Raw genomic sequence first — 15,090 nt, forward strand, 5'->3', positions numbered from 1 at the left:
ATTTTTTAGATAGACAAATCTTTTGGAAAATATTTATAAATAAGTGGCTGATTAATAATATTGATTTTTTAAAATAGCAGAATCCTTGGGATACAGCAGATAAAGGGTCCTGATATATTTCATACAGGCTTTTTTTTATGCTCAGAATTTAATAATCTATCTTTGTTTTTAATTAATCTAAATAAAAATAAAAGTGAAGAGAATTTATATTTTATGGTCTATGTTACCTGTCAGCGTCATGGCTCAGAACTTTACAGAGATCCAGACCGGCATGAATAACTTTTATTATTCGGCAGCTGATATTGCAGATATGGACAACAACGGAACCATGGATCTCGTCCTAAACGGCGCTATTGATTCTGATGGTGACGGAAATGTAGACCGTACTTACAATGAAGTCTATCAGAATAACGGAACAACATTACTGCCTTATGCAGGACTGGGAGCGGATGTAACGCATCTTGGCGATATCAGATTCATTGATTATAATAATGACGGGCTGATGGATATTGTATCTACCGGACTCAGTTATTTGGATGTTGTTAATTACAGGCATTACCGGTTCAGAAATACCGGAGCGGGTTTTGTGAAAGATGCCGAGCTTCCGGGGAAAATTTACGGATCTATAGAGATTTTTGACTTTAATCATGATGGCAGACCTGACTATGCCATCAACGGAACACAGTATGCTCATGGAGGTGGTTTCAGAAATACATTGGATTATTATAAAAACACAGGTGCTGGATTTGATATGACGGAAAACTGGGTAGATGGTACCCAAAGTGGAAGTTTTAAAGTCGTAGATCTGAATAATGACCATCTTCTGGATCTCATAATTATAGGCTCAGACATCAATGGTACTCCGGTGTCTAAAGTATATATGAATCAGGCCGGAGTTTTGACTCCTACACAGGATCTCTTTCCGGTAGGGGTGGGAAAAATAGATTTCGCCGATTTTAATGCGGATGGATTTCAGGATGTTGTCGTGATTGGGAGGGATGGAAATGATGATGGGTATTTTGCTGTTCTGATGAATGACGGAACAGGTCATTTAACACCCCAAACGATTACCGGAACTGATATTTCTGACGTTTCACTAAGTATTGGTGATCTTAACAATGACGGTTATTATGATTTTATTGTTTCAGGGAACGAAAATTATAATGCGGTTGTCAAAACATATATCTATGATGTTTCCAATAACAAGTTTAATGAAGGAAGTATAACAGGAATTACTGACTTGGGAGGTCCCGGAGTGGTACATCTTTTTGATTTTAATAACGATCATCATCTGGATGTGTTATTGGGAGGATTTGACTGGGCGGCTTCCGACTTACCTTCACTTACGAAAGTATTTAAAAATAATTCCACAGCTGTAAATGCTAAACCTACTGCACCTACTCAGCTGAACGTGACAAAAAACGGAAACAGATTCAATTTTACATGGAGTGGTGCTTCAGATGATAAAACTCCGGTGAATGCACTACGTTACGAAATCACAGTAGGATCTACGCAGGGAGCAAATGATATTGCCAAATATGTAGTGACAACGCCATCATGGTTTCTTGAACTTGATCCGGTTATTCAGAATGTGTACTGGAGTGTGAAATCTATTGATGCTTCAAAAGTATACTCTGATGCTTCCACACAAGGCACATTAGGAACAGCAGACATTACATATGATCAACAGCTTGTCATCTATCCGAATCCGGTATCCGATAAAGTGTACATCAGAGGAGAAAAAGTTTCAGAAGCGGAAATGTATGCGATGGATGGAAGAAAAATCAATATCAGTGTAAATGGAGATCAGTCTATTGATGTTTCTCATGTACCGAAAGGAGTCTATATTTTAAAACTGAAGATAAAAAACGAAATAACCACCAGGAAACTTACGATTAAGTAATTGAATTACAATTCTATCTTCTATTAATGAGAAAAGCCAGACGTCCAGCTGGCTTTTCTCTTTTTATGGATGAATCTGAATACGCTGCAGTTTTTTTGAGCGTTAATTCTTATGGTAGTCGTTGTGTTTAAAATTATGCTTTCTTCGTTTTCCTTTTAAACCATTCAATCAGAAAATAAAACAATAAAAACCCTAAGGCAAAAATGGAAAACCTTGAAAGAAGGTCTCCGGCCCTTGTATAAAATGTCATTGTATCATAGAGATTTACTTTTGCAAATAGAGCTGTTTTATCTCCATAAAAAGTATCAGCAGTCACTTCTCCTTTTGCATTGATATGTGCTGAAATTCCACTGTTGGCTGCACGGGCAATTTCTCTTCTGGTTTCAATCGCTCTTAGTTTAGCATAGGATAAAAGCTGTTTATGTCCTTCCGTAACGCCCCACCAGGAATCATTGGTCATAATTCCTAAGAAATTAGCTCCCTTTTTCACATAATCTGTTACAAACTCACCATAAATGCTTTCATAGCAGATAATAGGGGCCAGTTTTCCTTTATTATAAGGATTTGAAAAAGCTACTCTTTCTTTATCTGTTCCCAAAGAGGCTACGGTGCCCCCCAGATTCAGCATAGCATCTCCTAAAAGTGGCTTCAGAACATTCATATAAGGAAAGATTTCCACCCCTGGCACTAATTTCCCTTTGTGGTACACCTGAACTTTTTGGTCAGGAACCAACTGAATGGCTGTATTATAACTGCTTACCCAAACACCGCTGTTGATCTGATAAGCTTCTTTAGGCAGGTCGGCAGGATTGTAAAAGAGACGGTGTGAAGAAATTCCTGTTGCAAAAACAGATCCCGGGTGACTTGATAAAAATCCTTTGATATTATTTAAAAGCAGGCTTTTTTCAAATGCTGTTTCAGAGATAGATCCTCTTCCAGGAAGTGCAGTTTCCGGAGCCATATAATAATCAATCTTTCCCGTAGAATTCTTTTCGGCAAGCGCTAACAAATCCTGCTCTATGGCGAGGCTGTCTTTGGAATACTTTTCAGCATAAGGATCAAGGTCCGGCTGCAGCATCAGAACGCCTACCTGTCCGATGGGTTTTTCATCAAAATTATTGTATTTGATCACCGAAATAATCATGGGAAGAACAATTAAAGCCCCAACGATTGCCGAATTTTTAATGAGATCTTTTCTTTTTCGTCCGGCTTCCCACGTTCTTACAGTGTAGAAAATTAAAACATTAATTAAAAGAATCCAGAAACTCCCTCCGGTTGCCCCCAACGTGTCATACCATTGGATCAGTTTGGGATACTCTGAAAATACATTCCCCAGGTTCAGCCAGGGCCATGTTAATTCCCATCCTAAATGAAATTTTTCAAAACTCATCCAGATGGCAATCAGAAATCCTAATCCCCAATAGGTTCCCTGTGCATTTTTATACCAGTGATAACATTGGAAAACCAGAGAATATAGAAAAGAATTGACCAGAACGGGAAATACAACCGCCATCATAGAGTGGCTTCCGTCCGGATTTTTTGAGCCGTACAGCCATCCTGTAGTGACGATATTCCAGATCACAAAGCATAAGTAGGATAATCCGAAAACGACCCAGCTTTTTCTTTTATACTCTGAAAATTTTGAAACTCCATGTTCCATCATCAGAAGGGGAACAAGGGCGAAAAATATAAAAAACGGTACCCCGTAAGTTGGCCATGAAACCGACAGCAGCATTGCTGAAATAAGGGTAAGTAAAACGTATTTCATTGGGATAAGATATAATGCAAAAATAAGACTTGTAAAAAGAAACGCCAAGCCAAAAGAAATTATTAAAAAATTAATTTTTTAAGGCCATATCTTTTATTCCCCAGTCCTGAATTGTCATCAGGATGGGCATAAAGGTTTTTCCGTATTCGGTGAGCTTATATTCTACTCTGGGTGGGATTTCTGCATAAATTATCCTTTCGATGATCTGATCCTCTTCCATTTCTCTGAGCTGGTTCACAAGCATTTGCTTACTGATCATAGGAATTGCCTTCTGCAGCATGCTGAAGCGGTTTACATTCATGCTGATACCATACATGATCACGGTTTTCCATTTGCCTCCTACTTTATTATAAAAATGAGTGACCGGACAGTTATTGGGATTGAAATCTTTATTTTTTCTTTTGTTTTCCATTGGTCTAAAAAATTGTACTATATATAATTATAATGACTAGACTCATTAATATGACAAAGGTAGTAACTTTGCAGGTATAAAAATCACAAATAAGGCTTCTGATAATTCAGCCTGAGGGAATTCAATATTTCCTGTATAATTAGGTTCACAATAAAAAACAATATGATGGAACACGTAAGAAAAAGTGCATTAGGAAAGTGGGAGAGTATTTCAACAGAAATTCGTCCAAGTACGTTAAAAAATGAAGACGGAAGTCTGAAACCCTTTTATTTAAAAAGATCATTTGCATTGCTGCCGGAAGATCATTTTGAGCTTGAGATTATTAATTATGCAGATGCTTACGGACAAATTCCTCTGGCTAAACTTACTCTGAAAGGGCATATAGAATGGAAAGGTGGCCATCCCGTTGCAGAAGGTGCCCAAAAGGTTGATTTTATCGCTGATGAGACTTATGATGTAGCCCCTTTAATTCAAAATTTTACAGATGTTTTAAATAATGTGGCCAGGGAGAATTTTGAAACCTGGGAAACCGGGAAATCTCAAAGTATACTGAGAAAAAAATTTCTTCCGTTTGGCTTGAGTGAAGGACAGGTTTTTAAAGAGTACGATCTGATGTATGTCTTTAATGATATGATGTTCTGGGGTGCAAGAAATATTGACGGCAGAGGTTTTGATACAGAAGAAAACCGTCCTGCCAATCTGCAGATTCCAATGAAAAGAAAATATTGATACCGTTTATCATTTGAAAAATCTGTTTTGAAGGATGTTGATTATTTTTTTTGAAATGAATATCTTAGCGGTACAATGCTGAAAAAAATATATCAACTCCTTATTGTTCCGTATACGCTGTTTCTGCTCTATCTGATGTTTTTAGGGATGGGCAGGTTTCAGTATGAAGATAACCTGATAACGGTAGAGCCTATACTTTCTACCATTAAATATATCCAGGGAGTGCGGTATTGGAGAGAAACAGTAACTGTTGTTCTCGGCAACATAGTGATGTTTATTCCGTTCGGCTTTCTGGGATGGGTTTTTCCGAAACTTAAAGATTTAAAACCGCTATTCATTCATTTTGTTGCTGCAATTACCATTGTGGAAGCGCTTCAGTATTTTACAAGACTTGGAATATTTGAGGTAGACGATATCATCCTGAATACTTTCGGAGTGTATCTGGGATGGCTGCTCCGCAGATTGATGGAAAAGAAGTTTAGCGATTCAGTTCTTTAGCGCGTTTTTCCGCATTTAAGATTCCCTTTTTCAGAATGTCTTTAAAACTGTTTTCTTCAAATGTTTTCAAAGCTGCTTCGGTAGTTCCGCCTTTGGATGCAACATCTTTAATCAATTCTTCCAGGTTTTTTTCTGAATTATTGATCAGATGATAAGCTCCGAGCATCGTTTGTTTTACAAAAAGCTTGGAAAGATTTTCTTCAATTCCCATCTCAATTCCTGCTTTAATCATTGCATCAATGATGTAATAAAAATAGGCAGGACCACTTCCCGAAAGCGCTGTAACCCCGTCTAAAAGATCCTCTTCTTCCAGATAGACTGATCTTCCGGTACTGTTCAGCAATCTTTCAATATTGATTAGCTGGCTGAAAGAAATTCCGTCTGCAGCAGTATATCCCGTAATTCCCATTCCCAAAAGAGTAGGAGCGTTCGGCATGGCTCTTACAACTAATGAATGATTCAGTGATTTTTGAATTTTCTCAATATTAATCCCCGCCATGATGGAGAGGATCATCTGGTTTTCTCTTAAAGTAAACTGAATATTTTGGGCGACCGTATGAAAATCCTGAGGCTTTACGGCAATGATGATCAGATCGGCATCAAGTTCTTTCACTTCTTCAAAGGTAGAAATTTGAGACTTGGGAAATTCTTCGGCTATTTTGGAGATTTTTTCCTGATTTCTGATGATAAGATGCAGGTGTTCAGCTTTGATTAATTCGTATTTCAAAAAAGATTTTGAGAAAGAAAGCCCCATATTTCCGGCTCCAAGAATAGCTATTTTCATCTCGAACTGTAATTTTTAGCTAAAATAATGATTTTCCTGAGACTTAAAAATATTCGACACTTAGAGATAATCAGAAAATTAAAAAGACTGAATCATATGAATCAGCCTTTGTCTATTTTTATATTAAATAATATTCACTTCCCGTTCAAGTTCTATCCCGAATTTTTCTTTTACAGAATTAATGATCCCGGTAGAAAAATCGAAAATTTCCTTTCCGGTAGCCTTTCCTGTTGCATTAATGATCACCAGTGACTGTAATGCATGGGATGCTGCATTTCCAATCTGCTTTCCTTTCCATCCGCATTGCTCAATCAGCCATCCTGCTGGAACTTTTACCATATCTCCGCTGGGATACCCCTGAATATTTTCAAATTTTTGTTTCAACACTTCAAACTGCGCGAGAGGGATCGTCGGATTCTTGAAAAAACTTCCCGCATTTCCAATTTCTTTAGGATCCGGCAGTTTGCTTTGGCGGATATTGATCACCGCTTTGGAAACATCCTGAATCGTTGGGTTTTCGATTCCCAGGTTTTCCAGTTCAGATTTGATTGCTCCGTACTCGGTTTTGATAACGTGATTCTTTTGGGTAAGTTTAAAAGTAACTTCCAGAATCACATATTTTCCTTTCCCTTCCTGCTTAAAAATAGAATCTCTGTATCCAAATCTGCATTTTTCCAGATCAAAATCTTCAATTTCAAGGGTTTCCAGATTGAAAACTTTGCAGCTGACAAAAACATCTTTAATTTCTGTTCCGTAAGCCCCGATATTCTGCATAGGAGATGTTCCAACGTTTCCGGGAATTAGCGAAAGGTTTTCCAGTCCGCCGAAATTTTTCCGAAGGCAGTACATTACCAATTCATGCCAGTTTTCCCCTGCTTTTGCAGTTACCAATACTTCATTTTCATTGATGTACTCTTCAGAAATACCTTTTAAATTCAGTTTGATGGCAATACCGTCAAAATCTTTGATTAAAAGAATATTGCTTCCTCCTCCTAAAAACAAAAGCTGAAGCGAACTGGTCTTCGAAAAAATGAGCGCCTCTTTTAATTCATCTATAGTATTAACTTCTGTAAAGTATCGCGCTTTGGCTTCAACACCAAATGTATTATAAGGTTTTAATGAAAAATTTTCTTGCATGTTTTATTTGTATTCTTTAGGAAGAATTTTGTCTAGTTGTTCTTTAACTTGCTGGAGCTGCTTGTAATGTAATGTGTCTACAAAAGAATTTACATAGATATGCGACTTTTTGGGAGTCCGGATCTGGAATGTTTCATCCATACCATCTACAGATTGCCGGCTGGGAGAGCTTTTGATATGGTCAAGATCTGCAATTTTAACGGATGAGATGAGGCTTTTCCAGGTATCGGAAGAGAGAGCAGATGCCCATTCTTTATGAGTTTGGTTGGCTGTCATTCCTTTTTCTGCAAAAACCGAATCTTTTGTAGCTTTAATGATTCTGTAGCTGCCCATTGTTCCGCCAACATCGGATACGCTGATAAAGGTGATTTCATTTGGATTTTTAAAATGGACTGTCGGTTCCGTTTTCTTTGAATCACAGGAAAAAAATGCCGACAGCAAAAAGATCGAAAAAAGGTTTTTCAGATATATAATTTTTGTTGTCGGCATAATATAGTTTTTACAGGCTGAATTCTTCTCTGTATTTTTTTAGAGCTTCCTTAAGGATTTCAGCGCTTCTTTTTAAATCTTCTTCTTTCAGAACATAAGCAATTCTTACCTGTTTTTTACCTAATTCAGGATTGCTGTAGAATCCGCCAGCCGGAGCTACCATGATGGTTTCATTATTAAGAGAATATTTCTCCAACAGCCATTGTGCGAATTTTTCAGTATCATCTACAGGCAGTTCAGCTACACAGTAGAATGCACCTCTTGGTTTAGGACAAATAACACCGGGAATAGCATTTAAAAGATCTACCAGTACATTTCTTCTGTGGGTATATTCTTCTCTTACGGCTCTGATATAAGGGCCGTCATTCTGGTGTGCTGCTGTGGCTGCAATTTGTCCCAAAAGAACCGGGCTTAATCTTGCCTGTGCAAAAAGCATGGCAGCATTACGTATTTTGTTGGAACGGGTAACCATACATCCAATTCTTACTCCGCACATAGAATAACGCTTGGATTCAGAATCTATGATGATACAGTTTTCTGCCAGTTCAGGGAAATCAAGCATTGAAATCTGCTGTTTTCCATCATATACATATTCTCTGTATACTTCATCTGAAATGATAACGATGTCATATTTTAAAGCAATTTCTGCAAGCTTCTGAAGCTCTTCACGGGTATACAGATATCCGGTAGGGTTTCCCGGGTTGCAGATGATGATTGCTCTTGTTTTTTCTGTGATTTTTTTCTCAAATTCTTCTACAGGAGGCAGTGCAAAACCTGTATCTATGGTAGAAGGTACAGCTACTACATTCACATCAAAAGTGCTGGTGAAACCATTGTAGTTGGCATAATAGGGCTCAGGAATAATCACTTCATCGCCTTCATCACATAAAGTAGAGATGGCAAAATTAAGGGCTTCAGAACCTCCGTTGGTCACAATGAAGTTATCAGGAGTAAGATCAGAAAAACCTAAAGAATGATAGTATTCCGTAAGGGCTTTTCTGTATTCTATATTCCCTTCAGAAAGTGCATATTCCAATACTTTTAAATCTATATTTTTTAAAGCATTTAAAGCTGTTTCCGGAGTTTCAATATCAGGTTGCCCGATATTAAGATGGTATACTTTTATTCCTTTTTGTTTTGCTTGTAACGCAAAGGGAACCAGTTTTCTTACCGGCGATGGCGGCATATGCAGCGCTCTGTTTGAAATATTCGGCATTGTTCAAAAAATTTGTATGACAAAAATAGGATTTAATTTCTCAATAATAAAATTAAGAATCAATAAGAAATTGGATCAGGATTCTTTAATCTTTTTTTAAGCTTTCATAATTTTCACGGGTTATAAATGATAATTTTTGGCTTTGATTAAAATTATATTGCTTTTTATGTAAAAAAAACTTTTTTGTATTGTTATTTTTACTAAATTTCGCCACAAATGTGATTAAAATGACAATAAATTTATTTTCTCGAGTGGTGCCTGCCATCGCTCTCTTTTCGGCCGGAATAATGCTGGCTCAAAATTATCAGACTATGCCTGTTTCGTCAGGTTTTACAGCGGATGTCATTGCCAATGGAATAGGCTCTTCAAACGTTTCAACCAATAATGACGTAGACGGAGTTTCCTACGCGTTTGTAGCTAAAGATTTTCAGCTGACCTCTACAAGTGCAGCTATTACGTATGGAATCCCTGTAGATGGAGTCATTAATTCTGTGGTTGCCGGAACACCGGGATTAAGCTATATCTTGGGAAATTTAAGTGGAAATAACTCACTAAGGTTAGTCGCTGCAAATGATAGCGGAACACTTACTTTTACGACTCCTAAACCTGCTTTTACCCTGTATATGCTTTCTACGAGCGGTAGTGGTACATCTGTAGTGAATGTAAATGTAAATTTTTCTGATGGCAGCAGTCAGGTCTTTTCCAATATAAGTATTTCTGACTGGTATGGAGGAGCCAATTTTGCCATACAGGGAATAGGAAGGATTAAAAGAAGTTCAGATGCTCTGGAGTCCAGCAGTTCAGATCCGAGACTTTACCAGACTCCATTAGCAATAGATGCCGCAAACCAGGCGAAGCCCATACAGAGTGTAGTAGTAACCAAAGTAAGCGGAGCAGGGTATCCTAATATTTTTGCTTTTTCAGCAGACGTATACTCAGATTGTGTGCCTCCGGTACTGCAGGCGGTTTCCGGAATAACAGCTAATTCTGCTTTAGTGTCATGGACAGGTAATGCTGCCAGCTATGATGTATATCACAGCACTTCAAACACAACACCAGCAAGTTCGGTTACTCCGACTTATCCGGGTGTTACAGGGACAAGTACAACCATAGGAAGTCTTAATTCAAATACAACGTATTATTATTGGGTAAGATCCAATTGTAATACAGCGACAGGCCAAAGTGTGTGGTCTTTTGCGGGAACGTTTAAAACAGCTTGTTCCACTTTCACTGTTCCGTATACAGAAAATTTTGATACCACAAGTGTTGGTTCCAGTACCAATACCAATGCACCAAGCTGCTGGGCATATCTCGAAAGTACATCGTTTGCCGGTTACGGATATGTGGCTGCATCCAATAGTTATTCTGCGCCTAATTCTTATTATCTTAATAATTCTACCGGTACTGCAGGAAGTCAGATGTTGGTGGCGCCTCCAACGATTAATCTTTCAGACGGAACCAAGCGTGTAAGATTCTATGCAAGAACTGGAACAACAGGGACTACACTCGTCATTGGTACATTGTCAAATCCTGCGGATCCAGCTTCTTTTACACAACTTGGATCACCTATTAGTTTAACGACTACGCATACACAATATACTGTTAATATTCCTGCAGGTTCCGATTTGCAGTTAGCATTTAAACATGGTTTAGGAGGTACCAGCCGTGCTATTTATATTGATAATATTACGGTTCAGAACATTCCTTCCTGCCTTGAGCCGACAGCAGTTGCACCGACCAATCTTACCATGAACTCTGCAACACTGGGCTGGACTGCACCTTCTTCGGTTCCGGCTAACGGATATGAAGTATATTACAGCACTACGAATACTGCACCTGATGCTTCTACTGTTTTAAATTCTTCAAACTCTGCAACATCTCCATCTCCATCTGCCACTCTGAATTCACTGTCTTCTGATACGAATTATTACGCATGGGTAAGATCCGTATGCAGTGCGTCTGATAAGAGTATCTGGAGTGAGATGGCTGCTTTCAGAACAGGGTATTGTCTGCCTTCATCTTCTAATCAGAATTCATGGCTTTCAGCTTTCAGTTCTACGGGAAGTCTTATAGATATGGCTTATTCGTCAGGGTCCAGTGTGGCAGGCGGTTATCAAAACTTAACGGCAACCAATAATAAGATCATAAATGCTCCGGGGGCTACTACTTCCGTATCCTTCACTGCCGGAGGTCCTACATGCGGAATCGGGGTTTGGGTAGACTGGAACAATAACTTAACATTTGAGGCTTCAGAAAGAATGTTTGTCACTGGCAATTATGTAACAACTACTACGGGATCAATTACCGTACCTGCCGGAACGCCTCTCGGAACTTATAGAATGAGAGTGGTAACTGATTTTAACAGTACAGGACCTTCCAGTGCCTGTGCCGCTATTACAAGAGGAGAGTTTGTAGACTTTAATTTTGAAGTTGCAACTTCTTTATCCACTTCTGAGACAAGCTTGAAGAAAAAAGAAATCAGTGTATATCCTAACCCTTTCAAAGATATTTTACATGTAGCAGATATCAGGGATGTGAAATCTGTAACCGTAACGGATGTAGCGGGGAGAATCGTGAAAACGATAGATAATCCTACTGCAGAACTTCAGTTAGGAGAATTGAATTCCGGGCTGTACTTGGTGACAATGAACTTTAAAGACGGTTCAAAATCAACGGTAAAAGCCATTAAAAAATAAAATTTTTTGAGTTAATAATTTCTGTAGGCAGCTGCATCCGTGCAGCTGCCTTTTTTATAATCAAATTAAATAATAACTGGACAAAACATTATTGAAAAATGTTGATGAAATTATTATACATTTGCAGCGAAAACTATGATACTATGAATAAATTTAAACTACTTTTTATAATACCATTATTTTATTCCGAATTTTCACATGCTCAGAGGATTGACAAAGAAACAATCAGTTTTCAGCTTTTAAAAGAACCTGTTTTTCCTACGGAACTTTCCAACAGAAACTACACGGTTACGGTAAAATCTCCTTATAATATCACCAGAGATGATGTAGTGAGATTGTCGAAAGAAGATTATCAGAGAAAAGTTGATAACTATCAGACCAATGTTGAAAATGCGAAATATGAGCATCAGGAAAGATTAAAAGATTATGATGCTGAGGTAAAAAAACTTCAGGAAAAATATAAACTGGAATCCGCAGAATACAGCAAATTATCAGCTGTTGAAAAAATTGCGGCAACCAATGGGGCTCCCACCTTGAGACTCCCTTCAAGACCGATTCTTAACATTCCGCCAACCCCTGTTTACCAGCAGCCCGATTTGAGAGATGCCTTAATTGTAGATAATAAAATTCTGGCTTCTCAGATAGATGTAATGGGTTTCTCAAAAGGCGGAAATTATCTTGATATCGTTATTGAAATGGAAAGAACCAACTTTCAGGACAATCAGGGGAAAACTTTTGCCAATCAGCCAACAAGAATTATAGCAAAGCAGGGAGGAGCTGTAAAACTGGACAAAACCTATTTTTCAGATTTTGCTGAAATAGCAAGTGTTCCGACCAATGAAATCAATCTGAATGCCCAGGAAAAAAGGTATCTGCAGAGAACGGTAGACCGTACAAGAAACATTATCAACGAAAACTTCGGATATCAGACCATCAATTCTTCGGTGGCATTGGCAACAGTCAAAAATAAAGGAGAATATGATGACCTGGAAAAAGCGTACATCTATGTTACCACCAATCTGAAAAAGCTTCAGGCAAAATCGGATAATCCATCGAATAAAGTAGCCATGGAAAATATGCAGAAAGGAATTGATATTTGGAAAAGCGCTTTGACAAAAATAAATTACAACGACAAAAAAGCGCTTTACAATCAAAAAATTGGGGAATATATTTATTTTAACCTGATCAGATTGAATATCGCTTTGGGAAATTACCAGGAAGCAGAAAAATATTTAAACGAATTACAGGAACATCTGGTGGACATCAAACTGTCCTACGATGCTAATCTTGAACTGAAAAGACTGGAAGAAAAAATTTATAATAACTAAAGAAAACAATATGATTAAACAGATCATTGCTTCGGCATTCATTACCGCTTCTGTGTACTCTTTTGCACAGACGAAAGTGACTGAAGGAACAAAATTTACCGTAGATGCCAATCTTGAAACCGATGATAAACTGGTACTGGCAGATGATTACAATTCTTACATGTTCAGTGCCATCAACATTGACGGGCTGATGAGAAATGTTTTCCCTCACAAAAAATTACTGATGAGAAAACTGGATCAGAACGGAAGTCTTGTAGATACTTATGTAAAAGATTATGCCAATAAAACAAACGGCGTACTTCATAATTACCTTGGATCCCAGCAGATAGATGATGATAAATTTATCGCGTTTACAGAAGAATATTTCGGAAAGGAAAACAGAAAAGAAGTTTTTCAGCATGTTTTCAGCAGAAAAGAGGGAACTTTCACAACAAAAAGCATTGCAAAATACAGTATTGAATCTACCAACAGATCAGGAACAACCTATGTTCTTTTCTCAGAAAACGGGAAATATGCTGCCATCTTTAATGACAGATTTGCCAATAAAAAAACGGAAAATGTAAATGACGTTCTGGTATTGGATCTGAGAACACTTACTCCGGTATGGAACAAGGAAATTACATTAAGCAGTGACTATGTTGAAAAGTCTTTAACATTAACGAACTCAGCAAAAATTGTTGTATTACGCAAAGCTGCGGGCTGGAAAGAATCTTATAAACTGGAGCTTGTTTCCAATACCGAAGATAAAGACCTTCCGTTTGATGATAAATACATTCCTGAAAAATTATATGCGTTCAGTAAAAATGACAATGATTATCTGGTGACTTTTGGAAGAAAAAATGCTGCCGTTACCATGGGAGCAAGTACTTTCGGGACAGTAATGTACTATGATATGAAATCCGGAAAAGCTGTCATCAGCAATACCAATCTGGCGGGAAGCAAAGACATGAATGATGTGAAGGTGATCAAAACCATTGTAAAAGGGGATGAGGTTTTAATGGCTGTTCAGCAGGAAACTGTTACCAGACCTATGCCTACAGCAATGAACCGTTTCCCGGATCCTGTTTATTCACTGGATGCAGGAATGCTGATCAAATTCAGTAAAGAAGGAGAGGTAAAGCAATTTGTGGCTGCCGGAACTTCTACAGGAAAAAGAATTCATCTGGTGGAGGCCGGAGAAAAACTTTATATTTCTGCATTCTATCCAAAAGGGGCTTTCGGAAACACAGGATTTTCTATGAAAGTTTTTGATTTTGCCAATCTGAAGCCTCAGGAAGTAAGCCTTGATTACAAAGGAAGAAATTTCTTTCAAAACTATGGTTTCGCAGACGGAAACATGATTCAGTATGTTCCGAATGTAAACAAAATGATGTTCCTTCAAAAGAGCGCCAAAGATGTTCAGATGTTCAATGTGTACAATTTTATAAAATAATCGTATTTTAGAAAAAAATACCATATGCAGATTCAGTCAGTTTCCATAGAAGATTATATTTCAAAGATTCCTGAAGAAAGACAGGAAGCTTTCAAAAAACTTTACGATACGGTGAATGATAACCTTCCAAAAGGTTTTGAAGAAGCAACCAATTACGGGATGATAGGCTGGGTGGTTCCTTTGGAAACCTATCCTGCCGGATATCACTGTGCACCCGGAACACCGCTTCCATTCATTAATGTGGCTTCTCAGAAGAATTTTATAGCATTATATCATATGGGACTGTATTCTACCCCGGAACTTCTCGACTGGTTTGTTGCAGAATATCCTAAGCATTCCAAAAAGAAACTGGATATGGGTAAATCCTGTGTCCGGTTCAAAAAAGTAGAAGATATTCCTTTTGACCTGATCGCTGAACTGAGTACAAAAATGACTGCAGATGATTGGATCAAAATTTATGAATCACAGTATAAGAGATAAAAAAGCTCCGAAATCTATCTGATTTCGGAGTTTTTTATGCTGGAGGATCGAGGCGGGAAGTCATATTTGTGTTTTTAGAATCAATAATAATAAAACCGTAAGTTGGAAATAATACTTGCTTTTAAACCACCGGTTGTCATCCATGATGAAAATTCCAGGTGGTAATAAGTTCATTACATGACGTGTATTTATTCATCGGCTTCCATAGATCTCCATTT

At 37.9% G+C, this 15,090-nt stretch carries 13 protein-coding genes; 7 read left to right on the forward strand and 6 right to left on the reverse strand.

Features of this window, described 5'->3' with window-relative positions; all coding sequences use genetic code 11:
• Positions 1-193: 193 nt before the first annotated feature.
• Positions 194-1,903 carry a T9SS type A sorting domain-containing protein gene (locus BLW74_RS02185; RefSeq protein WP_228424738.1) on the forward strand — a complete coding sequence of 570 codons (1,710 nt, stop codon included), beginning with the start codon at positions 194-196 and terminating at the stop codon, positions 1,901-1,903.
• Positions 1,904-2,036: 133 nt separating this feature from the next.
• Here BLW74_RS02185 and lnt read toward each other — a convergent pair whose 3' ends face one another.
• Together lnt and BLW74_RS02195 are read right to left on the reverse strand one after the other, a co-directional pair.
• Positions 2,037-3,671, reverse strand: a complete 1,635-nt coding sequence (lnt, locus tag BLW74_RS02190; RefSeq protein WP_089689822.1) for an apolipoprotein N-acyltransferase — start codon at positions 3,669-3,671, stop codon at positions 2,037-2,039.
• Positions 3,672-3,741: 70 nt separating this feature from the next.
• The gene (locus tag BLW74_RS02195) at positions 3,742-4,083 is read right to left on the reverse strand and encodes a winged helix-turn-helix transcriptional regulator (protein ID WP_089689823.1); all 342 of its coding nucleotides are present in this window, start codon (positions 4,081-4,083) and stop codon (positions 3,742-3,744) included.
• A gap of 162 nt (positions 4,084-4,245) precedes the next feature.
• Between BLW74_RS02195 and BLW74_RS02200 the strand changes: the two genes are divergently transcribed.
• Positions 4,246-4,812, forward strand: a complete 567-nt coding sequence (locus BLW74_RS02200) for a hypothetical protein (protein ID WP_228424740.1) — start codon at positions 4,246-4,248, stop codon at positions 4,810-4,812.
• 75 nt (positions 4,813-4,887) lie between these two features.
• Positions 4,888-5,310 (forward strand): VanZ family protein, encoded by a 423-nt coding sequence (locus BLW74_RS02205; RefSeq protein WP_089689824.1) that lies wholly within the window; start codon positions 4,888-4,890, stop codon positions 5,308-5,310.
• On the opposite strand, the gene proC is transcribed toward BLW74_RS02205, so the two are convergent.
• The 4 genes from proC to BLW74_RS02225 form a co-directional block, all read right to left on the reverse strand.
• On the reverse strand, positions 5,291-6,094 hold the full coding sequence (proC, locus tag BLW74_RS02210; protein WP_089689825.1) for a pyrroline-5-carboxylate reductase: 804 nt from the start codon (positions 6,092-6,094) through the stop codon (positions 5,291-5,293). The genes BLW74_RS02205 and proC overlap by 20 nt on opposite strands.
• 123 nt (positions 6,095-6,217) lie before the next feature.
• Entirely contained in the window at positions 6,218-7,231 is a 1,014-nt protein-coding gene (gene murB, locus BLW74_RS02215; protein ID WP_089689826.1) for a UDP-N-acetylmuramate dehydrogenase, read from the reverse strand.
• A 3-nt stretch (positions 7,232-7,234) separates the two neighbouring features.
• The gene (locus tag BLW74_RS02220; RefSeq protein WP_089689827.1) at positions 7,235-7,720 is read right to left on the reverse strand and encodes a hypothetical protein; all 486 of its coding nucleotides are present in this window, start codon (positions 7,718-7,720) and stop codon (positions 7,235-7,237) included.
• Positions 7,721-7,730: 10 nt separating this feature from the next.
• Positions 7,731-8,936, reverse strand: a complete 1,206-nt coding sequence (locus BLW74_RS02225; protein WP_034694997.1) for a pyridoxal phosphate-dependent aminotransferase — start codon at positions 8,934-8,936, stop codon at positions 7,731-7,733.
• A 227-nt stretch (positions 8,937-9,163) separates the two neighbouring features.
• Between BLW74_RS02225 and BLW74_RS02230 the strand changes: the two genes are divergently transcribed.
• From BLW74_RS02230 to BLW74_RS02245, 4 genes are all read left to right on the forward strand, one after another.
• A complete protein-coding gene (locus tag BLW74_RS02230; protein WP_089689828.1) occupies positions 9,164-11,632 on the forward strand; it encodes a GEVED domain-containing protein in 2,469 nt (822 codons plus the stop codon).
• A 143-nt stretch (positions 11,633-11,775) separates the two neighbouring features.
• Complete coding sequence (locus BLW74_RS02235; protein WP_089689829.1) at positions 11,776-12,960, forward strand: hypothetical protein; 1,185 nt, start codon at positions 11,776-11,778, stop codon at positions 12,958-12,960.
• 10 nt (positions 12,961-12,970) lie between these two features.
• A complete protein-coding gene (locus BLW74_RS02240; RefSeq protein ID WP_089689830.1) occupies positions 12,971-14,392 on the forward strand; it encodes a hypothetical protein in 1,422 nt (473 codons plus the stop codon).
• 24 nt (positions 14,393-14,416) lie between these two features.
• On the forward strand, positions 14,417-14,872 hold the full coding sequence (locus tag BLW74_RS02245; protein WP_089689831.1) for a DUF1801 domain-containing protein: 456 nt from the start codon (positions 14,417-14,419) through the stop codon (positions 14,870-14,872).
• Positions 14,873-15,090: the final 218 nt, after the last annotated feature.

It is taken from the genome of Chryseobacterium culicis, assembly GCF_900108365.1.
GTDB classification, from domain to species: Bacteria; Bacteroidota; Bacteroidia; order Flavobacteriales; family Weeksellaceae; genus Chryseobacterium; species Chryseobacterium culicis.